The sequence below is a fragment of the Halostella salina genome (genome assembly GCF_003675855.1).
GTDB lineage: Archaea > Halobacteriota > Halobacteria > Halobacteriales > Natronoarchaeaceae > Halostella > Halostella salina.
Map to the genome: position 1 here is coordinate 120798 of NZ_RCIH01000003.1, position 23835 is coordinate 144632.

The following is a 23835-nucleotide window of genomic DNA, read 5'->3' on the forward strand; positions in this document are numbered from 1 at the left end:
ATGGCACAAGTCAAACTCGAACACATCACGAAACGCTACGAGGACGTGACGGCCGTCGACGACATGAACCTCGACCTGAAGGACGGCGAGTTCATCTGTCTCGTCGGGCCGTCAGGCTGCGGGAAGTCGACGACGATGGAGACGGTCGCCGGACTCACCAAACCCACCGAGGGGAAGGTGTTCATCGGCGACCGCGACGTGACGAACCTGCCGCCGAAGGACCGCGGGGTGGCGATGGTGTTCCAGAACATCGCGCTGTTCCCGCACATGGACGTGTACGACAACATCAGCTTCGGGCTTCGGCTCCGGGACTTCGACAAGGACGAGATCGACCGACGCGTGAACAACGCGGCGGAGATCGTCCAGCTCGAAGGTATGCTCGACCGGATGCCCGACGAGATGTCCGGCGGGCAGCGACAGCGCGTCGCCATCGCCCGCTCCATCGTCCGGGAACCCGACGTGTTCCTGATGGACGAGCCGCTGGCGAACCTGGACGCGAAGCTCCGCGTGAGTATGCGGACGGAGCTCCAGCGGCTCCACAAACAGCTCGACACGACGATCATCTACGTCACCCACAACCAGGCCGAGGCGATGACGATGGCCGACCGCATCGCGGTGATCGACAGCGGCGAACTCCAGCAGATCGACCCGCCGCTGACCTGCTACAACGAGCCGGCGAACCTCTTCGTCGCCGGCTTCATCGGCTCGCCGTCGATGAACTTCATGTCCGGCGAGATCACCGGTGCCGGGCTGGAGACCGAGCATTTCGTGCTCGACTTCGACCCGTCGACCGTCGACGGCGTGAGCGTCGGCCAGGAGGTCACGATGGGCATCCGGCCCGAGGACGTGTACCCGTCCGAGAACGCCGAGCGGCTCGCGACGCCGACGAAGCGGATCCGGGCCACGACGGACGTGCTGGAGCCGATGGGCGACGAGATATTCGTCTACCTGTTGTTCGGCAACGGCGACGGGTCGATGGACATGGAGAGCCGGGGCGGCGGCCAGCTCCTGATGAGCGTCGACCCAGACTCGGCGATCGAGGAGGACGAGGACGTCGAGGTCGTCCTCGACCGCTCGAAGGTTCACCTGTTCGACAGCGCCTCGGGCGACGCCATCGTCCACGGGATGACGGCACCCCAGACCGCCGAGGAGCAACCGGAACCCGGAGGTGACGACTGAGATGGTGGGTGCCGCCGAACTCGTCTACTTCGGTGGCGGGACGGTCCTGTTTTTCTTCTGGGTGTACGGCATCGCGTCGTTCGTCTTGGACCTGAAAAACAAGATCATCCCGGGCATCCGCAAGTACCGGCGCGGTCGGCGGCGGCTCAAGGAGGAACAGCAGGAAGAGGAGGAGCGCGAGGAACGAGAACGACAGCTGTACTGAACGCGCCGGTGACGCCATGCCGGTCCCGGGACCGACCGGGGCCGCCCGGCAACCGGGCGCATTCGGGGATCCGAACCTGAAGAGTTAACCGCGGCTACGGGTGAAGTTCAATCAATGACTGAGAGCACCGCACCACGAGTCGGGATCGTCGGTCTCGGCAACATCGGCCAGTATCACGTGGACCGACTCCGGGAACTCGGCGCGAACGTCGTCGGGGGGATGGACATCGACGCTGGGGCACGGTCCCACTTCACGGAGACGTACGGTATCGCCGCATACGACGACCACGAGGACCTGTTCGACGTCGCCGAGGCGGTCATCATCACGACGCCGAACAAGTACCACGAGGAGTACGCGACCGACGCGCTCGACGCCGGACTGGACGTGTTACTGGAGAAGCCGCTCGCCCACTCCGTCGAGAGCGCGGAACGGATCGCCGCGGCCGCCGCCGAGGCAGACGGGTTCTGCATGGCCGGGTTCAACAACCGGTACGCGAACCCCGTCGAGGCGATCAAGGGCCATCAGGCGGAGGGACGGTTCGGCGACGTTCGGCACGTCGAGGCGAACTACATCCGGCGGCGGGGGATCCCCGGGCGAGGGTCGTGGTTCACCTCGAAGGAGGTCGCCGGCGGCGGCGCGCTCATCGACATCGGGGTCCACGCGATCGACCTGGCGCTGTACTTCCTCGATTTCCCCGAAGTCGTCGAGGTGTCCGGACAGACGCGGGCGCAGTTCGGCGACCGCGACGAGTACTCCTTCATCGAGATGTGGGGCGAGGACATCGGGCCGGAGGGGTTCGACGTCGACGACTCCGCGAGCGCGTTCATCCGCTGTGCGGACGGGTCGACGGTCTCGCTCGAAGTCGCGTGGGCGACGAACCGCGAGAGCAACCAGGAGTTCATCCTGCGCGGCAGCGGGGCCGGCGCGAAGTTCGACAAGTCGACCGGCGACCTCACACTGTACGAGTCCAGCGACGTCGGGACCGACCAGCTGACGGACACGACGGTCGAGACTCGTCCGAACGACGCCCACAAGTCCGAACAGGAGGCGTTCCTTTCGGCGGTCGAGGCCGGCGAGGCACCCGAACGGAACACGATGGAGCAGGCGCTGACCGTCCAGCGCGTCATCGACGCCATCTACCGGTCCAGCGAGCGCAACGAGGCCGTCTCGCTCCGGAGCGTCGAGGACCCGGAGCTTCGGCGGGAATAAGCCGCTATTACCGGGTGGAACGGTCGAAACGGTGCGGAACGACTGGGCCCGTTTAACGCCCGACCTACCAATGGGCCGACCATGGTCAGGAAGGCGGTCTGGGTCGGTGCCTCGGTCGTGTTGCTTACGCTCGTCGTCGCCGTTGCCGTCCCGACGCTCGCGCAGTTACCGACGGAAGAGGACGTGTACGCACAGGAGGACGGGAACGCCACGACACAGCCCGCGTGTCAGTATCAGGAGCTGTATCAGGACGCGAGTCCGGCCGTCGCACAGGTGCTTTCCGACGGCGGGCAGGGGTCCGGGTTCGTGTACGAGCGTGACGACGGAACGAGTTACGTCGTGACCAACGAACACGTCGTCGCGGGCGTCGGCCCGGGCGGTCCGGTCGACGGCGCGGAGCGTGACCCCGCCGCCGTCGACGTGCGCTTCGCGGACGGCGCGGTGCGGTCCGGGAACGTCACCGGCACCGACGTGTACACCGACCTCGCCGTCGTCCGGGTGAACGACACGCCCGACGGGGTCGAGACCCTCCCGGTCGCTAATGACAGCCCGCCAGTCGGCCAGCGGGTCGCCGCGCTCGGCAGCCCGTTCGGGCTGGAGGGGACGATGACCCACGGCATCGTCAGCGGCGTCAACCGGTCGATGCCGACCGGCGCGGGCTTTTCGATCCCCGACACGGTCCAGACTGACGCGTCGATCAACCCCGGGAACAGCGGCGGCCCGCTGATCGACTGTGACGGCGACGTGGTCGGCGTGAACCGTGCCGGCGGCGGTGACAACGTCGGCTTTGCCGTCTCGCCGGCGCTCGTCGAACGCGTCGTCCCCGAACTGATCGCGAACGGGAGCTACGAGCATCCGTACCTCGGCGTCGGGACGGTCCCGGTGACGCCGGCGGTGGCCGAAGCCAACGGACTGAACGAGAGCCAGGGCGTGCTCGTCGTCGGCACGGCGGCCGACGGTCCCGCCGACGGGGTTCTGGTCGGGAGCAACGACACCGTGACGGTCGACGGACAGCAGGTCCCCGTCGGCGGCGACGTGGTCGTCGCGGTCGACGGCCGGGCCGTCACCTCTCAGGAAAGCCTCGGCAGCTACCTCGCCCGGGAGACCGCGCCGGGCGACGAGGTGGATCTGACCGTCCTCCGGGACGGCAACCGGACGACGGTGAACGTCACGCTCGGGGAGCGCCCGGCACCGGGCGAGGGACCGGCGGGCGCGTGAGCGAAGTGGTCGCCTCGACCCCCTGATTTTTGCCGCGGGTCGCCGAAACGAGGGGTATGCAGATCGGCGTCCACACACCACCGCTGTACGGCGAACCGCTGGCCGACGCACTGGCGTATCTGAACGGCATCGGCGTCGACGCCGTCGAACCCGGCGTCGGCGGCCACGCCGGGGACACGCACCTGCCCCGGGACGAGTACCTGGACGACGACGAGGCCCAGGCCGAACTGCTGGGTCTCCTGTCGGAACACGACATGGAGATCAGCGCGCTGGCGACGCACAACAACCCGATCCACCCTGACGAGGCGACCGCCGAGGAAGCCGACCGGGAGCTACGGGAGGCCATCGAGCTCGCGGCCCAGCTTGACGTGGACACGGTCACCACGTTCTCGGGCCTGCCGGCGGGCGGCCCGAACGACGAGGTGCCGAACTGGATCACCGCGCCGTGGCCCAACGAGCACGCCGAGGCCCACGAGTACCAGTGGAAGGAGGTCGCGATCCCCTACTGGTCCGAGATCGCCGAGTTCGCGGAGGACCACGGCGTGAACGTCGCTATCGAGATGCATCCGAACATGCTCGTGTACGAACCGCACGGCCTCCTGCGGCTCCGCGAGGCGACCAACGAGCGGATCGGCGCGAACTTCGACCCCTCACACCTCTACTGGCAGGGGATCGACGTGACGGACGCGATCCGGCTGCTCGGCGAGGCGGACGCGATCCACCACTTCCACGCCAAGGACACGAAGGTGTACGACGCCAACGCCCGCGAGAAGGGCGTGCTCGACACGACGGCCTACACCGAGGAGGCCGACCGCTCGTGGCTGTTCCGCTCAATCGGCTACGGCCACGGCGAGGCACACTGGAAGGACGTGGTCTCGACGCTCAGGATGGTCGGCTACGACGGCACGCTCTCGATCGAACACGAGGACTCGCTGACGAGTTCGCGGGAGGGGCTGGAAAAGGCCGTCGACGTGCTCTCACGCGCCGTGTTCGAGACGACGCCCGGCGACGCCCACTGGGTGTAGCGCCGCCGAAGGACCACCGCGGACGGTCAGAGCTGTTCCCAGGCGTCCTCGTCGTCGGGGTCGGGTGCGTCCCCGAGCATCCCGTCGGCGTTCGCCGCCGCTTCGGCGGCCGACTGCTCCTCGGCCGCGGCGTCGATCGTTCCGACGTCCGGCCACGCCATCTGGTCCCAGGACCCCTCGCGGCAGTAGTAGTAGATCATGTCACCGTCGATCACGGCGTAGATGTCGGACCGCTGGTCGTGGATCACCCGCTGGTTCCCGTCTATCGCCACGTCGACCACGTCCTCCAGCGTGTCCAGCTGGACCTGCTCCTTGTCGACCCACATCGGGATCGACCCACAGGAGATCCACTCGTCGTGCCGGCGGCGGTGGATCTCCTCGCGGATCGCCCCCACGTCGACCGCGTCCTCGCGGCCCATCCAGAGCACGCCACCCATGCCGAACGCGCCGACGCTACCGGCAAACAGCGACAGCAGGAGTCCGTAGTCCGGCGGGACCTCGGTCTCTCGGGTGACCGGCGTGGAGTGCTGGCGGTCGGACGACAGTTCGCCGTCGATCCAGTAGGCGTTCTCGGTCACACGGAGCGGCGCGCTGGCCGACAGTTCGCCGGCGTAGTCGCCCGTGTCGTACGTCGTGCTGACCGAGAGGCTGACGGAGAGCGACCCGACGTTTCTGAGGCGCTCGGTCGTGTTGTCGAGTCGCTCGTCGAGTTCGCGCACGTCGATGGTGGCGTTCGTCCGGGCCGTCCCGTCGGTGGCGGTCGTCGTCTCCTTGACCAGCACCGTCTCGTTGCGCCAGAACGTCTCGCCGTCGGCGACAGCACGGACCTCCATCCGGAGCTGATGGGTCACCTCCGTCCCGCTCGGCGCGTCCGTGACCGGCGTGACCGTGAGGACGGGCGTGTCGTTGATCAGGTAGCGCGCGTTGTTCTCCAGCGTGGCCCCTTCCTCCCAGACGGAGTCGTCGTCGGCCACCACGGCGCTCGTCTCGACTGCCGTCTCGACGCGCTGTGGGTTTCGCTCCTCGGTCACGGTCTCCGTCTCCGACGTCGCAGCGACGGCCCCGCCGGCCGCAAGCGTGATCAGCCCGATGACCACACACGCCACGGCCAGTTCGCGGCCGTACCGGGCCGTGACCAGACGAACGCGTGGCGGGAAAAGGTCGCTCATCGACCCTCGCCTCCCGACGCGATGGCGTTCGGCCCGCAATCGATCATGTTGTTTTCGTTGCCGTTCTCGTTCATAAATGTTCACAATCCAAGCCGTCTCCGCAGGCGGTCAGTCACCGACCGCTCGCCGCCGATCGACCTGAGTCGCTGGTCCCGCAGGCCGACGGCGAGGACGACCAGCAGCGTGACCCCGGCGACGACGACGCCGTTGATCGCCGCGATCGCGGTCCACGGGTGGACGTCGTGGAGCCCCTCGATCACACCCGCCGGGAGAAGCGCGACGTAGCGCCGCTCGGTCACCTCGCGGTAGGCGACACCCTCGGCCGCCGGCCCCTGGAGCGTCACGTTCGTCGCGGTGGCGCTGCCGCTCGGGACCGTCGCCCGTTCGTCGGATACAGACACACCCTCACTGGCCGGTTCGACCACGACGACCGTCGACACCATGCCGTCGTTTTTGATCCGTTGTTCGACGGTCGTCTCCCCGCCGGGTTCGACGATCAGCGGGTCGTCCTCGGTCTGTTCGGCCCCGAGGACTGCGTACTCCATCGTTCCCGAGGGCACCGTCATGGCCGCCGTCGTCGGGACGACCACGATCAGCAGGAGCAGGCCGAACAGGAGCCGTTTGTCGAGCACGTTCGGGCGCGTCCGCGCCCGCGTCTTCGGCCGGTCCTTCGACCCCGTCAGCCCGGCGACAACGAACAGCACCGCCCCCGAAAGGACGAGAATGCCGCCGACGCTGTCGCCCGGCGTCGTCGGACCGACGACCCCCGTGACGACGCCCCGAGCGCCGTCGACGGCGGTCCCGAGATGCGGGATGGTGACGACGCTCCCGCCGACCTGCAGCGCTTTCGCGCGTATCTGTCGGTCCGAAACCGGCGGCTCCGGGCCGTCCTGGTCGGTGAAGGGGTTGTTGTCCCCCTTCGTCACGTACCCCTCCGTCGTCCGGTCGACGACGCGGTGGGTCGTCAGGCCGCCGCCGTTGAGCCGCTGGGCCTCGAACACCACGACGTCGCCTTCCTCTACCTCGCCCGTCACCGCCGTCGGGAGGACGACGAATCCGTCGCCCGCCGAGATCTCCGGTTCCATGCTGTCCGTCGTCACGTAGCCGAGCAGGATCGGCTGGCCGAGCGCCTGTCCGAGCAGAAGCGAGACGAGCGCGACGATCAAGAGGGCCTCGACGACCCCCCTGACGGCTGCACGGACTGTCACTATCGGACCATGTCAACGCCCGGTTATAGTCCTTTTCGCCGACGCTGCCGGACGAGCCCGGCACCGAGCAGCAGCGGTCCCACCACCGCTGCACCCGACGCCGACGTGCGAATCATCGACGGCGTGACCAGCCCGGCGTCCCCGCCCCCGACGCTCACCGCCCCGGCGGTGGTTCCGCTGACGCCGACCGTGGCGTCACGTTCACTCCGGAACGACCGATCGAACGTCACGGTCCGGGTCTCGCCGGCCGGGACGGCGACTCGCTGGGTCGCGACGACGGTCCCGTCAACGACGAGTTCGGCGGTGAACGTTCCGTCCGCGTCGCCGTCGTTCGCGACCGTCGCCGTCACCGTGGCGGGTTCGCCGACATCGACATCGTCGTCGGTCACCGTCGCGTTCGTCACCGCGAAGTCGGGGGCGGGGCCGTCCGGTTCCGTCACCGTGACCGGCCCGATCTCCCGGTCGCCGACGGCCAGCGCGTACTCCCCGCTCCGCTCGAACCGGCGCTCGAACGTCACGGTCCGGGTCTCGCCCGCGCCGACACGAACCCGTCGGTCGTCGACCGTCACGCCGTCGACGCGGAACGGGACCGGCACCGTCGCGGTCCGGTTCCCTCGGTTCGTCACCGTCGCAGTGACGGCGACGCGCTCCCCGGAGTCCACCTCCGCCCGGTCGATAGTGCTGTCGATGTCCACGAGCGTCCCGTTCGCCAGCCCGAAGCCCTCGCCGTCTGCCGCCGCACCGGACCCGGTCAAGCTGTCCAGGTACACGTCCTCCTCGTCGACCGGCTCCTCGCCGTCAGGCGTGAGTGCGACGACGGTGAACGAGGAAAGCGACCCCGCGTCGCTGCCCTGCGTGTCGACCTCGACGCCGACCGCCAGTGACTCGCCGGGGTCGAGCCGGACCGCGTTATTCCGCCCTTCGACCTCGTTCGACGGGTCGCCCCCGCGGTAGAACGTGACGGCGTCGGAGGTGTCCTCAACCGCGACGCGGACCGGCTCCTCGTCGGCCGTGACCGAGAACACGCGGTCCGCCGTGGTGACGGCCTCGTCGTTGAGGTCAACGAGTTCGACGGCGAGTTCGCCGTTCCGGACCGTCGCGTACTCGCCGTTGGGGCCGTCGTGCGGGTGGAGAGTGACTACTCCGGCGTCGTCGGTGTTCCCGTCCTCGACCGCGACGGCCGCTGCTGTGGGGACTGCGAGGCCAGCGAGGAGGAGGGCGACGACGGCGAGGACGTTGAAGCGCATGTACGGCGAGAAAGGATACGGTATCCTCAGGAAGTGTCCTCAACTCGGATAGTGATCGTATCGGGGCCGATATCAGATCCACCACTGGTGATGGTTTTGGAATTAATCACGACGTCGAGGGTCACCGAATCATCACTGCCACCACTTGTGTCCAGCGTTTCCGGGTCAGTACTACCGACGAACTGAATCGCAGATCCGGTATCGCTCGTATCCGCACTCGTCTTCAGAAGGCTATTTTCCGACGGGTTCTCGATATAGACATCGTATTTACTCCCGTCAGTCCCCGACGGAACCGTGATCGTTAACCCACCGTTGTATCTCGTGATGGCATCTGCATTGATGTCCTGCTCGCTCAGCTCGATAGTATCTCCGCCACTTGAGAGACCGTCCGAGACGGAAAGCTGCACCTGAGCACTACCGTCTCCGCTGGTTTGTAGGTCGACTGTCCGTTCGGCTTCCACGTTCGTAAATGCGCCCGACCCGAACGCCGCGCCGCCGCCGACCACTGCTGTGCCAAGACCGATCAGTACGTTGCGTCGATTCATTCTCATTGTTGTTGTCTCCGATGCACGGTAGTCCGTGCTTACACCACCCAAGAGACCCCTACCACTTTGTATTAGTGAGCTTGACCGGGGTTCACACCGTACCTGAACGGTCCGAAACCCCCGCTTGAACCGGGGATATCGGAGTGAAACAACGACCAACGACGGGGGAGCCACAAGCCATATATCACGTCAGAAGATTGGTTCGAACGAACAGGAATGGCGGCACAGAGCGACGACGGGAAGGACGAACTCTTTTCGATCCTGAGCAACCATCGCCGTCGCTACACGATCCAGCTCTGCAAGCAGGCAGAGGACACCGTCACGCTGTCGGATCTGGCCGAGCAGGTCGCGGCGTGGGAGGAGGACAAGACGGTCTCGGAGATCACCTCCGCCGAGCGCAAGCGCGTGTACACGTCGCTCCAGCAGACCCACCTCCCGACGCTGGAGGAGGCGGGGATGATCGAGTACGAGGACCACGAGGTCGAACTCACCGACGCCGCCGACGAACTCGACGTGTACATGGACGTGGTTCCGGAGGGCTCGATCCCGTGGGGCGTGTACTACCTCGGCCTGTCGGTCGTCGGTGCCGGGATCCTTGGGGGAGTCTGGGTCGGCTTGCTGCCGACCACTCCGATCCCGGAACTCGGCTGGGCAGCACTCGTCCTCGGTCTCTTCGCGGCGTCGGCCGTGGTACACGTGATACAGAACCGGCAGATGGAACTCGGCGAGATGGAGCGTCCGCCCTGAGAGCGCTGCGAGGTGACTGACTCGTCCTCGGCGGGGTTCGCTGTGTCGTCGAACCGATTGGATACGGGTTTATCACGGTCGTACACGGGCCACCGACAGCACGACCGTGACGATACCACTCCGGGGAAGGATCGGGATCCGGGTGTCGACCTCGATGGAGGAAGGTACGGTCGAGTGCGTCCCGGAGTAGCCGGCAGACCACCTCTCCCGTCGCGGAAACACTAAATCCGATCCCGCCGAACCACCGTCCATGACGCTACAGGTCGGCGTACTCGGCTACCGGTTCATGGGCAAGGCCCACGCGAACGCGCTGGCGCGGCTGCCGATGTTCTTCCCGGACGCACCGGACGTGGAACGGGACGTGATCGTCGGCCGCGACGAGGCGGCGCTCGCGGACGCCGCGGACCAACTCGGCTTCTCCCGCACTGCGACGGACTGGCGCGAAGTGGTCGACGAGGTCGACGTCTTCTACAACCTCGGGCCGAACCACGTCCACGCCGAGCCCTCCATCGCGGCGCTGGAGGCCGGGACGCCCGTTTTCTGCGAGAAGCCGCTCGCGCCGACGCTCGACGACGCCGGAGAGATGCGCGACGCGGCGCGGGACGCGGGCGTCCCTGCGGGGAACGCGTTCAACTACCGGTTCGTGCCGGCGATCCAGTACGCGAAGAACCTCATCGACGCGGGCGAGATCGGCGAGATACGGCACTTCCGCGGCACGTACCTCCAGGACTGGCTGGTCGACCCCGAGGCCCCGTGGTCGTGGCGCAACGACGAGGAACTGGCCGGCAGCGGCGCGCTCGGCGACCTCGGCGCGCACACCGTCGACCTGGCGCGGTTCCTCGTCGGCGAGGTCGAGCGCGTCAGCGGCCACCTGACCACGTTCGTCGACGAGCGCCCGGTCGAAGGCAGCGACGAAACCCGTCCGGTCACCGTCGACGACGCCTACTCGGCGCAGGCCGAGTTCGAAAACGGCGCGATGGGCACGTTCGAGGCGTCGCGCTTCGCCACGGGCCACAAGAACGACCACAGCATCGAGGTCCACGGATCGGAGGGTAGCCTCCGCTTCTCGCTGGAGCGACTGAACGAACTCGAGGTGCTCCGGGACGGCAACCGCGGCTACGAGACGGTGCTCGTCACCGACGAGGACGACCCCTACGTCGACCACTGGTGGCCGCCGGGCCACGTCATCGGCTGGGAGCACACGTTCGTCCACGAGAACTACGAGTTCCTCTCGGCGGTCGAAAACGACGGCGAGTTCGAGCCGAGCTTCGAGGACGGCTACGCCGCACAGCAGGTGCTGGACGCCGTGGAGCGGAGTGACGAAACCGCCCAGTGGGTCGAGGTCGAGGGCCGGTAGGCGTCTCGACCGCACCGCTGGGCGGTTTCCGGAGAGTGGGTCGAGGTCGAGGGACGGTAGGTGCTCGACCGCACCGCTGGGTGGGCTGAAACCCTCAGAACTCGCGCTGCCCCTCGTCAGTGATGACGCTGTCGAGCAGGGAGAGCGGCGTCGCGTCGTAACTCGGGTTCTCGACGGCAAAGCCCTCGGCCGGTTCGCGCATCACCTCGCTGGCCGAGCGGTACTCGTTCTCGAAGACGAACCCCTCGTCGATGATCTTCGCGCCGGAGCCGACGACGCTCATCGGGACGCCGAGCTGGGCGGCCGTCGCCGCGATCGGGAACGTGCCGACGCGGTTGTACAGCGTGTCGTCGGCGATGGAGGTCATGCCCATCAGCACGCGGTCGCAGTCGGGTAACACCTCGCCGCAGGCCGCGTCGGTGAGCAGCGTCGTGTCGACGCGGTCCATCCCGGCGAGCGTCCGCGCCGTCTTCCGCCCGAGGTAGCGCGGCCGCGCCTCGGTGACGTACACGTCGAGATAGTTGCCGTTCTGCACCGCCCGCTCGACGGCTTCGAGGAACGTCGTGGAGTAGGCGTGCGTGAGCAGCGTCTCGCCGTCGGCCAGCGTTTCGGCCGCGCGGGCGGCCGCCTCCCGTTTGCCCGTCTCGATATCGTCGGCGACGCGGTCGATGACCTGCCGGAGCCGCGCCTTTGCGTCCTCGACGGTCCCGTCGTCGGCGTCGAGCACCTCGTGTTCGACCTCGCGGAGCGCGTTCTGGAGGGACGCATGGGAGGGGTTCGCCCGGCGGAGCGTCTTGCTGTTGCGCTCGATGTCCCGGTGGAACGCCTCGACGGAGGTGAACTCGCGGTCGAGCAGCTCCCCGAGCGCGCGGGTCGCCTTCACGGCGACGACGGAGGAGCTGTGGGTCTGCATCGCCTCGATCTCCTCGACCGTCTCGTCGATCATGCGGTGATCCAAACCGCCTGCCGACAAAGCCCTTGCGGGGGAGCGACTCCCACCCGTCGCCCGCCGGAGCTAACTGGCCGCGCGCCCTACGTCGGAACGATGGTATCGGTCACCTACACCTGCCCCTACTGCGACGCGGTCGTCGCCATCGACCGCAACCCGTACATGCGCGACAAGTCCGTGACTGCGGAGCCACAGGACGGCCGGGAGTACGCCAGCACGACCGGCGAGTACGAGGAGGCAGACGGGATCGAGTTCGTCTGCATCGGGACGCAAAGCGTCCCGGGCGATCGGACGGCGTCCGATACCGTCGGCGACCCGGACGGCGAAGACGGCGGGAGCGGTCCGGACGACGGGGAAGACGGCTGCGGGCGGACGTTCTACCTCAACTACGTGAAGTACGAGCGCGGCCGGGAACTCCACGAGGGGCCGTCGCTCGAAGACACGCCGCGGTTCGACTTCAACCCATGAACGACGACGTACTCGACGAACAGCGCGAACTCGTATCGCTGCTCGAAGACGCGGGCTGGGACGTCACCGAGACGGAACTCTCGGTGTACGAGAGCCCGTGGGCGGACGACGACTCGCCGGAGGCGACGGTGACGCTCACGGCGCGGAAGCTGCTTGGCGACGGGGACGACGCGGACGGCGCGGACGGTGATGACGACGACACCAGCGAGTTCCGGATCGGCTGACGCTGCCGGTCAGCCCTTGATGTTACAGACGGGGAACGTCCGGGCGACCTTGTCGCCGATGCCGAGCGCGTCGGAGACCCGCACTACCTCGTCCACGTCCTTGTACACGCCCGGCGCTTCCTCCGCGACGGTCGCGCCGCTCTCGGCCTTCACGTAGACGCCCTGCTGTTCGAGGTCGTCCTGCACGTCGCCGCCCCAGTAGTCCTGCTTGGCCTGCGTCCGGCTCATCAGCCGGCCCGCGCCGTGGGCCGTCGAGCCGAACGTCAGGTCCATCGACGACTCGCCGCCGCGCAGGACGTAGCTCCCCGCGCCCATGCTCCCGGGGATGATGATCGGCTGCCCCACGTCGCGGTACGCGGCGGGGACCTCCGGGTGTCCGGCGGGGAACGCGCGGGTCGCGCCCTTCCGGTGGACGTACAGTTCGCGGTCCTCGCCGTCGACCGCGTGGGTCTCCTTCTTGGCGATGTTGTGGGCCACGTCGTACAGCAGCTCCATCCCCAGTTGCTCCCAGGTGCGGTCGAACACGCGCTCGAACACCCGGCGCGTCCGGTGCATGATCACCTGCCGGTTCACCCACGCGAAGTTGATCGCGGCGCACATCGCCCCGTAGTACTCCTCGGCGAGTTCCGAGCCGGCCGGCGCGGCGGCGAGTTCCCTGTCCGGGAGGTCGGCCAGCAGGTCGCCGTGCTCCTGCTCGATCCGCCGGAGGTAGTCGTTGCACACCTGGTGACCGAGTCCGCGGCTCCCGCAGTGGATCAGGACGACGATCTGATCCTCCCGAAGGTCGAACGCCTCGCCCACGTCCTCCCGGAACACGTCCGTGACGCGCTGGACTTCGAGGAAGTGGTTGCCGCTGCCGAGGCTGCCGATCTGGTTGCGGCCGCGGTCCTTGGCCTTCTGCGAGACGGCCGACGGGTCGGCGTCCGGCCGGCGGCCCTCGTCCTCGCAGGCGCGCAGGTCCGCCTCGACGCCGTACCCCGCCTCGACGGCCCACTCGACGCCGCGGGAGAGGATTTCCTCGACCGTGTCGGCGTCGCCGTCGACGATGCCGCCGCCGCCGAGGCCCGAGGGGACGTTGGCGAACAGGGCGTCGACGAGTTCCTCCTCCTTCCCGCGCACGTCGTCGTACGTCAGGTCCGTCGTCATCATCCTGACGCCGCAGTTGATGTCGTATCCGACCGCTCCCGGCGAAATACAGCCGTTCTCGGCGTCCAGCGCACCGACGCCGCCGACCGGGAAGCCGTACCCCTGGTGGCCGTCGGGCATGCAGATGGCGTGGTTCGTGATCCCGGGCAGATGGGTGGCGTTTTTCAGCTGCTGGAGCGTCTTGTCCTCGCTGATTTCGTCCAGCAGCGCCTCGCTCGCTAGCACGCGGGCGGGAGCGCGCATGTCGCCCTCTCGCGGAATCTCCCAGACGTACTCACGCACTTTTTCGAGCGTGATGCCGTCGGCGTCGTAGGTGGTCATACGCGAACGTGGGGGAGGCGGCCCGGAATACGTTTCGTCTCCGGGGACGGCGTCGGCCGCCGGCGACCCGTCGCGCTACACGTCGAAGACGACGTACGCCGCCCACCCGGATTCGGTCTCCCGCAGGTCCATCTCGGAGTAGGTGACGGCTTTCACCTCGCGGGCGCTGACCGCCGATAGCGGGACGCCACGGGCGCTCCCGGACAGGTGCCACTCGCCGTCGCGCTCGGTCACCGTCGCCCGGTTGTCGACCGGTAACACCGACCGCACGTCGCGCTGGAAGATGAGCTCATCGAGGTAGTCAAAGAGGAGCGCCTCACGCCCCTCGGCCGCGACGGTCACGTCGAACCGGTCGCCGGCGTCGGGCACGTCGTCGCACATCGCGGCGGCGAGCCCGTCGGCCGCGGCCGCGAACGCGTCCCCGAGCCGGTCGCCGCTCGCGGCCACCGCCACGTCGGCGGTGTGGTCCCGGAGTTCGTAGGGCATGCCCGGTCGTATCCCGCCCGGCGGCTTGGGGGTTCGGATCCGTGTCGGTGGTGGTCACTCGCCGGCGCGTGACCCGCCGTCGCCGCGGGCTGCCGGTGGAATTATATTTGCGAACGCATTACAGGGAGGCAGTGAGCGTCAAGGTCGACATCCGGGTCGTCGGGGCCGGCAGCGACGAGTTCATCGAGGAGGCGTGGGACCTCAAGGAGTCGATCCGGCAGGACGACGGCGTGCTGAAACAGCGCCGTAGCTTCTTCACCGACGCCTACCAGCGCTCGACGGTCCACGTCGCGTTCTGTGACGGCGACCTCGTCGGCTTCGCGGCGGCCCGCCGGGACGGCTACATCCTGTTTCTCGCCGTCGCGCCGGCCCACCGCGGCGAGGGGCTGGGCGAGCAGCTCGTCGCCCGCGTCGCCGACGACCACTCCACCGTCACCTGTCACGCCCGGACCACCAACGAGAACGCCCTCCAGTTCTACGAGCATCTCGGCTTCGAGATCAAGCGCCGCATCGACAACTACTACGAGGACGGCGGCGACGCCTACTACCTGAAGCTCGGCTCCGACGCGGGGATCGCCGAACGGCTCTCCGACATCATCCGCGGGTAGCGAACCGACGACGCCGAGCGACCGCGAGCGCGTTCGGCATCCTTTTCCCACCCCCGCGCATACCGAACTGACGACATGGAGGAGCACACCCGGGGGTATCTCCGCGGCCGGTTCCGCGACCACTACCGGCGGGCGGAGATCACGCCGCCGCCGGACGCCCCCGACCGTGAGTGGGGCTTCATCCCCTGGACGGAGGGGCCGGGCACGACGATGGTCCGCCATCGCTCGCTGCTCGACATCGGTTCGCTCCCCGATTTCCTCCAGCGCAAGCGCCCGCGCCACGTCTACTTCTCGGCCGGGCGCTACGCCGACCCGAGCGCGAACTCGATGAGCGAGAAGGGGTGGCAGTCGGCCGACCTGGTGTTCGACCTCGACGCCGACCACCTGCCGAGCGTCGATCCCGCCGAGACCGCCTACCCGGAGATGCTCGCGGCCTGCAAGGACGCGCTGGAGCGCCTGCTCGACTTCCTCGAGAACGACTTCGGCTTCGAGGACCTGACGGTCGTGTTCTCCGGCGGGCGCGGCTACCACGTCCACGTCCGCGACCCGGGCGTCCGCGAACTGGACAGCGAGGCGCGCCGCGAGGTCGTCGACTACGTCCGTGGGATCGACGTCGAGTTCGACGACCTGGTCGACACCGAGGCCGTCGCCGGCATGGGCCGCGAGACGCCGGCCCAGAAGCGAACCCTCGACACGACGGGCGGCTGGAGCGCCCGCGTCCACGACCGGATCTGCGCGTTCGTCGACGACCTGCTCGCGGCCGACGAGGCCGACGCGCTGGAGCGCCTGCGCGAGTTCGACGGCATCGGCGAGGGGAAGGCGACGGCGGCGCTGACGGCCGCCCGGTCGAACGCCGAGCGGATCCGCGGCGGGAACGTCGACGTCCACCCCGCCTTCTTTCAGGTGGCTCGCATCCTCGCGGAGGGCGTGCTGGAGACCGAGAGCGCGCCGATCGACGAGCCGGTCACCACCGACACGAACCGCCTCATCCGCCTGCCGGGGAGCCTCCACGGCGGGAGCGGGCTGGCGGTCCGCCGCATCCCGCGCGACGAACTGGACGGCTTCGACCCCCTTGTCGACGCCGTCCCCGAGACGTTCGTCGGCAACACCATCGCGGTCGACGTGACCGACGTGACGGACCTGTCGCCGGCCGGAAACCCCGACTTCGGTGACGTGTCGCTCGGCGGCGACACCTTTACGGTATCGGAGGGCACACAAACTGTACCGGAACCCGTGGGCGTCTTCCTGATGGCCCGCGGCCACGCCGAAAAGGGTGAAGAATGAACTTGGATGAACTGCGGTCTGTCCAGAGCAAGGAACGGCAGAAGGACAGCTTGCAGCATCTCCGCGACTCGTTTTACGCCGACGTGGGCCAGTACATCGCGGACCTGAAGGCCCAGCGCGACCGCGCGGCCGAGGAAGCCGACGACCCGTTCTCGGACCCCGAGGTCGGCCGTCTCACCGACGAGATCGAGACGGCAGAGGAGGTGGTCGAGTCGGTGTACGAGCGCCGGATGGGGAAGATCGTCAAGCGCGCCAGCATCGCCGCGGCCGGGATGCAGTCGGACGAGGAGGGCCTGACGACCGAGGAGAAGGACCTGTACGCCGACATCGTCGACCGGATCGAGGCGAACAAGGGGGTCGTGCTCGACACGCTCTCCGGCGAGGAGACGAGCGAGTCGACGGAGGAACCGCCCACAGAGACCGAGCCAACCCAGTCGTCGGACGGCGTCGCCGCCGCCGACCTGATGGGCGACGGGACCGAGGCGGCGAGCGATGACGACGCCGTGCCCGACCCCGTCCCCGAGACGGGCGACGCCGTGCCCGAACCGATAGCCGAGGCCGAAAAGGAACGTGCCGACGAGTCCAACGACACGTCGACCCCGACGCCGTCACCGGAGGCGACCACGGAGACCGACGGCGGTGCGGTGGCCGACGACGGCGACACGTCGTCGCAGGACGAAGCAACGGCCCCGGCCGGGGCACCGTCCGGCACCGACCGTTCGACCGTCCGCATCACGGAGGACGTGGGGCAGATCCTCGGCGTCGACGAGCGCGAGTACGAACTCGCGGCCGAGGACGTGGTGTCGCTCCCCGACCAGAACGTCGACCCGCTGATCCAGCAGGACGCCGCCGAACGGCTGGACTGAAAGCGGAACCCGTTTGTAACCCCGAGTGCTGACTCGGGGTATGCTCTGTACCGGCCAGTCGGCCCCCGAGTTCGAACTGCCCGACCAGAACGGCGACCTCGTCTCGCTGTCGGACTTCCGCGGCCAGCGAGTCGTCCTGTACTTCTACCCGCGAGCGAACACCGAGGGCTGTACGACGCAGGCCTGTGGCTTCCGCGACAACTGGGCGGCGTTCGAGGACCGCGACGTGGCCGTCCTCGGCGTCAGCGACGACGAGGTGTCCGACCTCAAGACGTTCGAGGCGGACCACGACCTCCCGCACACGCTCCTCTCGGACGAGCACGGCGAGGTGTCGACGCTGTACGACTCCTACGGCGAGAAGCAGATGTTCGGCAACACGTTCGACGGCGTGTTCCGGAACACGTACGTCATCGACGCCGAGGGCGAGATCGAGTTCGCGTACGAGGGCGTCTCGCCGGAGGGCCACGCCGAGGCGATCCTAGCGGATCTGGACGAGTAAACTACCTCTCCCTACTCCCTCGGCGCATACGCGCCTCGGTCCTTGAGGGAGGGGCTTTGATGTGGACTTCCGGTGATTAGCTGTCGGCGGTTGGCCGATAGCCGTCACCGTTCAACATCCCACCATGTATACGCACGTCTACTGGTGCGTCTGCGCTCCCCGACGTGGGCGAGGAACGCAGGCTGTGGTGTCGCTTCCGCATATACCGTAACGCGACGTTTTTCGCGCCGTTGTAATCCGCGTTGATTTCGTACCCACACTTCAGGCACTGGAACTGCTCGCCGTCCCGGTTGTCTTCGTGAGTAAACCCACAATCAGTCCGAGAACACCGCTGACTCGTATGGGCAGGCTCGACCTGCTCTACAGCCACCCCTCGATCTGGAGCTTTGTACTCAACGTACTCGACAAGACGGCGGAACGCCCACACGTGATGCCAGTCAGCGTGAGGGAGTCGCTCTCGAATATCCGTCAACTCCTCGAATACGATCACGTCGCAGTCGTAGTCAACCGCTTCCTCAACGATCTCGTTGGCGACCGTGTGGATGTACTGTTTCCGCCATGCTCGCTCTCGCTTCCCGAGTCGAAGGACGGCGTTGTGTGCGGCTTGTGTGCCACGCTGTTGCATTTCTGCTCGGCGGTTCTCGAACTCCCGGATCCAGTGGTCGTACTCATCACCACTCCAGAACGTCCCTGTGGTGGCGACGGCGAGACTGTTCACACCGAGGTCGATCCCGAGGACTGTCTGGTGCCCGGGATCGGCCGAACCCTCGATCTCAACAGCCTCTCCATCTTCGTCTATCTTCCGCGTTTTGACGTGGAAGTAGAATTCGTTGCTGGCTTGGTCGTACTGGAGTGTACTCGTCCGAAACTCGTACTCCTCGGACAAGACGTACTCTTCGTACGGCGTTGGACTATCCGCTGGCAACTCGAAATCACACTCGATACGCCCGTTCACCGTTGACAGTGAGATTTTGTTCCGATAGAACGTCGCACTGCGCTTATCGTAGACCATACTCCAGGAGGTGAACTCCGGCTTGTTCGTCCGCTTGCCGTTTTTCCAGCGGTCAACACCACTATCGACAGCGTGAACGGCACGCCGGATGGCTTCTTGGACAAGGTTCGCCGTGAGTTCAGTCTCCTCGCGCAGCCGGTCGTACAACGCATCCCGGGCTGTCACGTTCGAGGTGACGCAGTCTTCGTAGTCGGTGTTGTCCCAGCAGTAGTCACTCGCCTCGTTCGCACAGTACAGGAATTGCTCGGCGGTTTCGTGGAGGTCATCACGGTACTCGTCGGGAACAACGAGTTTGACCGGCGCGGTACGCCTGACCGCCATACTTCAGATTCTGATTCGGCGGTACTTAATAACTCGGGAGTCGGGAAGCTACTGTCTCGTAGTTTGTGTCGTGAGTGTCGGCTTCCTCCCCGGCCTACTCGCTTCGCGCTTCCGACCAGCCGGAAGCTCTCGCTCCTTGAGGCCGGGGGCTCCGCCTCGAAACTGCTGAAAAAACAGCGACCGACCGGCGACCGACCTACTGGAACGTCCGGCCGACGGTCTCCTCGCCTTCGACCTCGGTGGTGTCGAACTGCTCTTCGATCTCCTCGTACTGCTCGCGGACGTCCTCGGTGACGCTGGGGGTCACCTCGTCCAGCGCAGTCTCGAAGTGCTCGCGGCGCACACGGACGTTCCCGACGCTCTCGCCGATCTCGTCGGGGTCGACGGAGTCGATGAACTCGCGGCTGGCGGCCATCGACGCCTCGCGGACGAGCGCCTCGATGTCCGCGCCGACGTAGCCATCGGTCTCGCCGGCGAGCCAGTCCAGGTCGACGTCGTCGGCGACGGGCTTGTTCCGGGTGTGGACCTCGAAGATCGCGCGGCGCGCGTCCTCGTCGGGGACGGGCACGTGGACGTGCCGGTCCAGCCGACCGGGCCGCAGCAGCGCGTTGTCGATGAGGTCCGGGCGGTTCGTGGTCGCGATGACGACCACGTCCTCCAGCTCCTCCAGCCCGTCGAGTTCGGTCAGCAGCTGCGAGACGACGCGCTCGCTGACCTCGCTGCCGCCGCCGGTGCCGCGGCCGCGTTCGCCCGCGATGGAGTCGATCTCGTCGAAGAACACCACGGTCGGGGCGTTCTCCCGGGCCTTGCTGAACACCTCGCGGACGCCCTTCTCGGACTCGCCGACGAACTTGTTGAGCAGCTCCGGTCCCTTGATCGAGATGAAGTTGCTCTGGGACTCGTTGGCGACGGCTTTCGCCATCAGCGTCTTGCCGGTGCCGGGCGGGCCGTACATCAGTACACCCTTCGCGGCCTCCATGTCCATCTGCTCGAACACCTCGGGGTAGTCGAGCGGCCACTGGACGGTCTCCCGGAGGCGCTCCTTGGTGTCCTCCAGGCCGCCGACCTGGTCCCAGGACACGTCGGGCACCTCGACGAACACCTCGCGGAGTGCGGAGGGGTCGATCCCCTTTAGCGCCTCCTTCAGGTCGCGCTCGGTGACCTGCAGCCGGTCGAGCACGTCGGCGTCGATCTCCTCGGATTCGAGGTCGAGTTCGGGCCGGATGCGCCGGAGCGCGTTCATCGCGCCCTCCTTGGTCAGGCTCTCCAGGTCCGCGCCGACGAACCCGTGCGTGTTCTCGGCGTACCGGTCCAGGTCGATCCCATCGGCCAGGGGCATCCCGCGGGTGTGCACCTGCAGGATCTCCTTGCGGCCCTCCTTGTCGGGGACGCCGATCTCGATCTCGCGGTCGAAGCGACCGCCGCGCCGGAGCGCGGGGTCGATGGCGTCGACACGGTTGGTCGCGCCGATGACGATGATCTCGCCGCGCTCGTCCAGCCCGTCCATCAGCGAGAGGAGCTGCGCCACGACGCGGCGCTCCACGTCACCGCCGGCCTCCTCGCGCTTCGGGGCGATGGAGTCCAGCTCGTCGATGAACACGATCGCGGGGGCGTTCTCCTCGGCCTCCTCGAACACCTCGCGGAGCTGCTCCTCGCTCTCGCCGTAGTACTTCGACATGATCTCCGGCCCGGAGATGGTGTCGAAGTGGGCGTCGATCTCGTTGGCGACCGCCTTGGCCATCAGCGTCTTGCCGGTGCCGGGCGGCCCGTGCAGGAGGACGCCCTTCGGCGGCTCGATGCCGAGCTGCTGGAACAGCTCGGGGTGGCGCATCGGCAACTCGATCATCTCGCGGACCTGCTCCAGCTCGTCGTCGAGACCGCCGATGTCCTCGTAGGTGACGTTCGGCGTGTCGCCGCCGCTCGTGTCACCGGGCGCGCCGGCGATCTGCTCGGCGGGCTTCTCGCTGATCTGGATCTCGGTCGAGTCGGTGATGACGACCGTGCCGCTCGGCTCGGTCGAGGCGATCTTCAGCGGGACGGACTGCCCGCTGCTGGACATCGGGCCAAAGGAGAGCGGGAACGGCACCGTCTGGCCCTCGGTAACGGCCTGGCCGGAGAGCTTGTCGCGCACCAGCGGGCCGATGTTCCCGCGGATGCGGAGGTTCTGCGGCAGGGCGACGGTGACGCTGGTCGCCGGCTTCACGTCGGCCGTCTCGACGGTGACGTTGTCGTCGATGCCGACGTTTGCCTCCTGTCGCAGGCGGCCGTCGATCCGGATGATCCCGCGGCCCTCGTCCTCGGGGTAGCCGGGCCAGACGCGCGCGACGGCGCGGTCCTCGCCCTCCCCGATGAGGATGTAGTCGCCGTTCTCCAGGTCCAGTTCCCCCATCGTGGCGCGGTCGATCGCCGCCAGTCCGCGGCCCGCGTCTTTCTGTTTGAGTGGTTTTACGGTGAGCTTCATGCTTCGTCCTCCAGTTCGATGGTGAGGACGCCGTTTTTCATAAACACTTCCGCGTCCTCGCCGGGCAGGTCGATCTCGATCTGTTCCTCGTCCCCGTCGGTTCCGGTCACGACGATGGCGGTGTCGGCCAGCACGTCGACGTCGGCGTCGGCCACCGGTCCGAGGTCGGCCGCGATCACGACGCCGTCGTCGTAGCGGTACTCGCGGACGACCCGTTCGTCGCCGTCGGCCAGTTGATTGAGGTTCATGTAACTAACCCAAAGTTAGTCGTACTACTATTTAAACCTTTCTCCAGCTCCCCCTCGAAAGGGCGGTGTTTCGGAGGTTCGGCTGAATTGCGGTTCACACGAACATTGTGCCGGTCGCGAATTGAACTTTATGGTCGCCCCCGTCCAAGGTCCGGTATGGAGACAGTCACACATCAGGGGCGGGAGACCGCCTACCGGCGCTCGGACCGTGGCGGCGACGGGACGCCGCTCCTTCTGGTCCACGGCAGCGGCGGAGCACGCGGCGTGTGGAAGTCGCAGTTCCGGCTGGCCGACGACCGGCCCGTCGCGGCGCTCGACCTGAGCGGCCACGGCGCGTCCGACGACGTGGACGCCGACGCGGGGTACGGCACGCTCTCCGCGTACGCGGACGACGTGATCGCCGTGGCCGAGGCGACAGATGCCGGCGTCCTCGTCGGCAACTCGCTGGGCGGCGCGGTCGTGCTGCACGCCGTCCTCGACCGCGGGATCGATCCCGACGGGGTGGTGCTCGCCGGCACTGGCGCGCGCCTCTCGGTCAACGAGGACCTCCTGCACTGGCTGGCAACCGACTTCGAGCGCGCGGTCGAGTTCCTCCACGGCCCGGGCCGCCTGTTCGACGACCCCGACGACGAACTGGTCGAACTGTCGACGGCCGCGATGCGCGACTGCGGCCGGGCGGTCACCGAGCGGGACTTCCGGACCTGCCACGCGTTCGACGAGCGCGACCGGGTGAGCGAGGTCGACGTGCCCGCGCTGGCGGTCGTCGGGGAGCACGACCGCCTCACGCCGCCGTGGTTCCACGAGTATCTGGCGGAGGAGATGCCGGACGCGGCGCTCGCTGTCGTCGAGGACGCGGCGCATCTGGCGATGCTGGAACAGCCGGCGGCGTTCAACGCGGCCCTGGAGAACTTCCTCGACGGGCTGGACGGGTAGCCGGTCCGGCGGTTTCGCCGACCGCCGCGGTCAGTAGAACTCGTCGTACTCCGCCTCGTGGCCGCCGTCCTCGCCGGGGTAGTCGCCGGACTCGACCGCCTCGACGTAGTCGTCGAGCGCCCCCTCCATCTCGCCGCGCACGTCGCCGAACTGCTCGGCGAACGGGGGCGTCCAGTCGCTCAGGCCGACGACGTCGTTGAACACGAGCACCTGGCCGTCGGTTTCGGAGCCGGCACCGATCCCGATGGTCGGGATCGACAGCTCCTCGGTGACCCGCGCCGCGAGGTTCTCCGGGACGTGTTCGAGCACCAGCGAGAACGCGCCGGCGTCCTCGTGGCGCTTCGCGAGGTCGAGGATCTCAGCGGCGGCTTCGTCGTCTGTCCCCTGGCGCGTGTGGCCGCCGAGCTGGTTGACGCGCTGGGGCGTCAGCCCGAGGTGGGCCTGGACCGGGATCCCGAGGTCGACCAGGTGCTCCGTCAGTTCGACCGTGTGCGGACCCGACTCCAGTTTGACCGCGTCCGCGCCCTCCTCCTTGATCAGGCGACCGGCGTTCTCGACGCTTCGCTCGCGGCTCGCACCGACCGAGAGGAACGGCATGTCGGCGATCACGAGTGCCTCGTCCGTCCCGCGGACGACGGCCCCGGTCCGGCTGGCCATCTCGTCCATCGTGACGGGCACCGTGGAGTCGTAGCCGAGGGAGACGTTGCCGACGCTGTCGCCGACGAGGATCACGTCGACGCCCGCCGCCTCGACCAGCGACGCGGTCGGCGCGTCGTACGCCGTCAGCATCGTGATCGGCTCCGACCCCGCCATCGACTGCACCTCGGGAACGGTAGGCATAGGCGGACGTTGACGCTTCGATACAAAAGGACTCCGCCTCGCGGCACGGATCGCTGGCAC

At 67.7% G+C, this 23835-nt stretch carries 25 protein-coding genes; 14 read left to right on the forward strand and 11 right to left on the reverse strand.

Annotated features, from left to right (window positions below; genetic code table 11):
* The 5 genes from D8896_RS06665 (at window position 1) to D8896_RS06685 (ending at window position 4836) form a co-directional block, all read left to right on the forward strand.
* Complete coding sequence (locus D8896_RS06665; RefSeq protein WP_121821316.1) at window positions 1–1179, forward strand: ABC transporter ATP-binding protein; 1179 nt, start codon at window positions 1–3, stop codon at window positions 1177–1179.
* A gap of 1 nt (window position 1180) precedes the next feature.
* Window positions 1181–1384 carry a hypothetical protein gene (locus D8896_RS06670; protein ID WP_121821317.1) on the forward strand — a complete coding sequence of 68 codons (204 nt, stop codon included), beginning with the start codon at window positions 1181–1183 and terminating at the stop codon, window positions 1382–1384.
* 114 nt (window positions 1385–1498) lie between these two features.
* Window positions 1499–2593, forward strand: coding sequence for a Gfo/Idh/MocA family protein (locus tag D8896_RS06675; RefSeq protein ID WP_121821318.1), 1095 nt, complete (start codon window positions 1499–1501; stop codon window positions 2591–2593).
* Window positions 2594–2674: 81 nt separating this feature from the next.
* Entirely contained in the window at window positions 2675–3811 is a 1137-nt protein-coding gene (locus D8896_RS06680) for a S1C family serine protease (protein ID WP_121821319.1), read from the forward strand.
* Window positions 3812–3867: 56 nt separating this feature from the next.
* A complete protein-coding gene (locus D8896_RS06685; RefSeq protein ID WP_121821320.1) occupies window positions 3868–4836 on the forward strand; it encodes a sugar phosphate isomerase/epimerase family protein in 969 nt (322 codons plus the stop codon).
* Window positions 4837–4862: 26 nt separating this feature from the next.
* On the opposite strand, the gene D8896_RS06690 is transcribed toward D8896_RS06685, so the two are convergent.
* The 4 genes from D8896_RS06690 to D8896_RS06705 form a co-directional block, all read right to left on the reverse strand.
* Window positions 4863–6005: a DUF5305 domain-containing protein gene (locus tag D8896_RS06690; protein WP_121821321.1), complete on the reverse strand. Its 1143-nt coding sequence runs from the start codon at window positions 6003–6005 to the stop codon at window positions 4863–4865.
* A gap of 80 nt (window positions 6006–6085) precedes the next feature.
* Window positions 6086–7213 carry a signal peptidase I gene (locus D8896_RS06695; RefSeq protein ID WP_121821322.1) on the reverse strand — a complete coding sequence of 376 codons (1128 nt, stop codon included), beginning with the start codon at window positions 7211–7213 and terminating at the stop codon, window positions 6086–6088.
* A gap of 23 nt (window positions 7214–7236) precedes the next feature.
* Entirely contained in the window at window positions 7237–8460 is a 1224-nt protein-coding gene (locus tag D8896_RS06700) for a CARDB domain-containing protein (RefSeq protein ID WP_121821323.1), read from the reverse strand.
* 26 nt (window positions 8461–8486) lie between these two features.
* Window positions 8487–9005 (reverse strand): hypothetical protein, encoded by a 519-nt coding sequence (locus D8896_RS06705; RefSeq protein ID WP_162991485.1) that lies wholly within the window; start codon window positions 9003–9005, stop codon window positions 8487–8489.
* 216 nt (window positions 9006–9221) lie between these two features.
* On the opposite strand from D8896_RS06705, the gene D8896_RS06710 reads away from it, so the two are divergent.
* Window positions 9222–9752: a DUF7344 domain-containing protein gene (locus tag D8896_RS06710; RefSeq protein WP_121821325.1), complete on the forward strand. Its 531-nt coding sequence runs from the start codon at window positions 9222–9224 to the stop codon at window positions 9750–9752.
* A gap of 250 nt (window positions 9753–10002) precedes the next feature.
* Window positions 10003–11109, forward strand: a complete 1107-nt coding sequence (locus D8896_RS06715; protein WP_121821326.1) for a Gfo/Idh/MocA family protein — start codon at window positions 10003–10005, stop codon at window positions 11107–11109.
* A gap of 94 nt (window positions 11110–11203) precedes the next feature.
* Here the strand turns inward: D8896_RS06715 and D8896_RS06720 are convergent, their stop codons facing one another.
* On the reverse strand, window positions 11204–12055 hold the full coding sequence (locus tag D8896_RS06720) for a translation initiation factor eIF-2B (RefSeq protein ID WP_121821327.1): 852 nt from the start codon (window positions 12053–12055) through the stop codon (window positions 11204–11206).
* A 99-nt stretch (window positions 12056–12154) separates the two neighbouring features.
* Between D8896_RS06720 and D8896_RS06725 the strand changes: the two genes are divergently transcribed.
* Together D8896_RS06725 and D8896_RS06730 are read left to right on the forward strand one after the other, a co-directional pair.
* Complete coding sequence (locus D8896_RS06725) at window positions 12155–12526, forward strand: hypothetical protein (protein ID WP_121821328.1); 372 nt, start codon at window positions 12155–12157, stop codon at window positions 12524–12526.
* Window positions 12523–12750 carry a hypothetical protein gene (locus D8896_RS06730; protein WP_121821329.1) on the forward strand — a complete coding sequence of 76 codons (228 nt, stop codon included), beginning with the start codon at window positions 12523–12525 and terminating at the stop codon, window positions 12748–12750. Before D8896_RS06725 ends, D8896_RS06730 begins: the two co-directional genes overlap by 4 nt.
* Window positions 12751–12759: 9 nt before the next feature.
* Here D8896_RS06730 and D8896_RS06735 read toward each other — a convergent pair whose 3' ends face one another.
* Both D8896_RS06735 and D8896_RS06740 read right to left on the reverse strand, forming a co-directional pair.
* Window positions 12760–14217: an RtcB family protein gene (locus D8896_RS06735; protein ID WP_121821330.1), complete on the reverse strand. Its 1458-nt coding sequence runs from the start codon at window positions 14215–14217 to the stop codon at window positions 12760–12762.
* 75 nt (window positions 14218–14292) lie between these two features.
* Window positions 14293–14703, reverse strand: a complete 411-nt coding sequence (locus tag D8896_RS06740; RefSeq protein WP_121821331.1) for an archease — start codon at window positions 14701–14703, stop codon at window positions 14293–14295.
* Between the two features lie 131 nt (window positions 14704–14834).
* On the opposite strand from D8896_RS06740, the gene D8896_RS06745 reads away from it, so the two are divergent.
* The 4 genes from D8896_RS06745 (at window position 14835) to bcp (ending at window position 17960) form a co-directional block, all read left to right on the forward strand.
* Window positions 14835–15311, forward strand: a complete 477-nt coding sequence (locus D8896_RS06745; RefSeq protein WP_121821332.1) for a GNAT family N-acetyltransferase — start codon at window positions 14835–14837, stop codon at window positions 15309–15311.
* 75 nt (window positions 15312–15386) lie between these two features.
* Window positions 15387–16595 (forward strand): DNA primase small subunit PriS, encoded by a 1209-nt coding sequence (gene priS, locus D8896_RS06750; RefSeq protein WP_121821333.1) that lies wholly within the window; start codon window positions 15387–15389, stop codon window positions 16593–16595.
* Window positions 16592–17461: a hypothetical protein gene (locus tag D8896_RS06755; protein WP_121821334.1), complete on the forward strand. Its 870-nt coding sequence runs from the start codon at window positions 16592–16594 to the stop codon at window positions 17459–17461. Before priS ends, D8896_RS06755 begins: the two co-directional genes overlap by 4 nt.
* 40 nt (window positions 17462–17501) lie before the next feature.
* The gene (gene bcp / locus D8896_RS06760; RefSeq protein ID WP_121821335.1) at window positions 17502–17960 is read left to right on the forward strand and encodes a thioredoxin-dependent thiol peroxidase; all 459 of its coding nucleotides are present in this window, start codon (window positions 17502–17504) and stop codon (window positions 17958–17960) included.
* Between the two features lie 76 nt (window positions 17961–18036).
* On the opposite strand, the gene D8896_RS06765 is transcribed toward bcp, so the two are convergent.
* From D8896_RS06765 to D8896_RS06775, 3 genes are all read right to left on the reverse strand, one after another.
* On the reverse strand, window positions 18037–19293 hold the full coding sequence (locus tag D8896_RS06765) for an RNA-guided endonuclease InsQ/TnpB family protein (protein WP_121821336.1): 1257 nt from the start codon (window positions 19291–19293) through the stop codon (window positions 18037–18039).
* A gap of 196 nt (window positions 19294–19489) precedes the next feature.
* Window positions 19490–21754, reverse strand: a complete 2265-nt coding sequence (locus tag D8896_RS06770; protein WP_121821337.1) for a CDC48 family AAA ATPase — start codon at window positions 21752–21754, stop codon at window positions 19490–19492.
* The gene (locus tag D8896_RS06775) at window positions 21751–22002 is read right to left on the reverse strand and encodes an Hsp20/alpha crystallin family protein (RefSeq protein WP_121821338.1); all 252 of its coding nucleotides are present in this window, start codon (window positions 22000–22002) and stop codon (window positions 21751–21753) included. The genes D8896_RS06770 and D8896_RS06775 overlap by 4 nt, the downstream gene beginning before the upstream one ends.
* A 156-nt stretch (window positions 22003–22158) precedes the next feature.
* Between D8896_RS06775 and D8896_RS06780 the strand changes: the two genes are divergently transcribed.
* The gene (locus D8896_RS06780; protein WP_121821339.1) at window positions 22159–22935 is read left to right on the forward strand and encodes an alpha/beta fold hydrolase; all 777 of its coding nucleotides are present in this window, start codon (window positions 22159–22161) and stop codon (window positions 22933–22935) included.
* Between the two features lie 30 nt (window positions 22936–22965).
* Here the strand turns inward: D8896_RS06780 and panB are convergent, their stop codons facing one another.
* A complete protein-coding gene (gene panB / locus D8896_RS06785) occupies window positions 22966–23775 on the reverse strand; it encodes a 3-methyl-2-oxobutanoate hydroxymethyltransferase (RefSeq protein ID WP_121821340.1) in 810 nt (269 codons plus the stop codon).
* Between the last annotated feature and the right edge of the window lie 60 nt (window positions 23776–23835).

Excerpts from the sequence above, each read along its gene's own strand:
- D8896_RS06665 (WP_121821316.1), top strand. The coding sequence starts at position 1 with ATGGCACAAGTCAAACTCGAACACATCACGAAACGCTACGAGGACGTG.
- D8896_RS06670 (WP_121821317.1), top strand. The coding sequence starts at position 1,181 with ATGGTGGGTGCCGCCGAACTCGTCTACTTCGGTGGCGGGACGGTCCTG.
- D8896_RS06675 (WP_121821318.1), top strand. The coding sequence starts at position 1,499 with ATGACTGAGAGCACCGCACCACGAGTCGGGATCGTCGGTCTCGGCAAC.
- D8896_RS06680 (WP_121821319.1), top strand. The coding sequence starts at position 2,675 with ATGGTCAGGAAGGCGGTCTGGGTCGGTGCCTCGGTCGTGTTGCTTACG.
- D8896_RS06685 (WP_121821320.1), top strand. The coding sequence starts at position 3,868 with ATGCAGATCGGCGTCCACACACCACCGCTGTACGGCGAACCGCTGGCC.
- D8896_RS06690 (WP_121821321.1), bottom strand. The coding sequence starts at position 6,005 with ATGAGCGACCTTTTCCCGCCACGCGTTCGTCTGGTCACGGCCCGGTAC.
- D8896_RS06700 (WP_121821323.1), bottom strand. The coding sequence starts at position 8,460 with ATGCGCTTCAACGTCCTCGCCGTCGTCGCCCTCCTCCTCGCTGGCCTC.
- D8896_RS06705 (WP_162991485.1), bottom strand. The coding sequence starts at position 9,005 with ATGAATCGACGCAACGTACTGATCGGTCTTGGCACAGCAGTGGTCGGC.
- D8896_RS06710 (WP_121821325.1), top strand. The coding sequence starts at position 9,222 with ATGGCGGCACAGAGCGACGACGGGAAGGACGAACTCTTTTCGATCCTG.
- D8896_RS06715 (WP_121821326.1), top strand. The coding sequence starts at position 10,003 with ATGACGCTACAGGTCGGCGTACTCGGCTACCGGTTCATGGGCAAGGCC.
- D8896_RS06720 (WP_121821327.1), bottom strand. The coding sequence starts at position 12,055 with ATGATCGACGAGACGGTCGAGGAGATCGAGGCGATGCAGACCCACAGC.
- D8896_RS06725 (WP_121821328.1), top strand. The coding sequence starts at position 12,155 with ATGGTATCGGTCACCTACACCTGCCCCTACTGCGACGCGGTCGTCGCC.
- D8896_RS06730 (WP_121821329.1), top strand. The coding sequence starts at position 12,523 with ATGAACGACGACGTACTCGACGAACAGCGCGAACTCGTATCGCTGCTC.
- D8896_RS06735 (WP_121821330.1), bottom strand. The coding sequence starts at position 14,217 with ATGACCACCTACGACGCCGACGGCATCACGCTCGAAAAAGTGCGTGAG.
- D8896_RS06740 (WP_121821331.1), bottom strand. The coding sequence starts at position 14,703 with ATGCCCTACGAACTCCGGGACCACACCGCCGACGTGGCGGTGGCCGCG.
- priS (WP_121821333.1), top strand. The coding sequence starts at position 15,387 with ATGGAGGAGCACACCCGGGGGTATCTCCGCGGCCGGTTCCGCGACCAC.
- D8896_RS06755 (WP_121821334.1), top strand. The coding sequence starts at position 16,592 with ATGAACTTGGATGAACTGCGGTCTGTCCAGAGCAAGGAACGGCAGAAG.
- bcp (WP_121821335.1), top strand. The coding sequence starts at position 17,502 with ATGCTCTGTACCGGCCAGTCGGCCCCCGAGTTCGAACTGCCCGACCAG.
- D8896_RS06765 (WP_121821336.1), bottom strand. The coding sequence starts at position 19,293 with ATGGCGGTCAGGCGTACCGCGCCGGTCAAACTCGTTGTTCCCGACGAG.
- D8896_RS06770 (WP_121821337.1), bottom strand. The coding sequence starts at position 21,754 with ATGAAGCTCACCGTAAAACCACTCAAACAGAAAGACGCGGGCCGCGGA.
- D8896_RS06775 (WP_121821338.1), bottom strand. The coding sequence starts at position 22,002 with ATGAACCTCAATCAACTGGCCGACGGCGACGAACGGGTCGTCCGCGAG.
- D8896_RS06780 (WP_121821339.1), top strand. The coding sequence starts at position 22,159 with ATGGAGACAGTCACACATCAGGGGCGGGAGACCGCCTACCGGCGCTCG.
- panB (WP_121821340.1), bottom strand. The coding sequence starts at position 23,775 with ATGCCTACCGTTCCCGAGGTGCAGTCGATGGCGGGGTCGGAGCCGATC.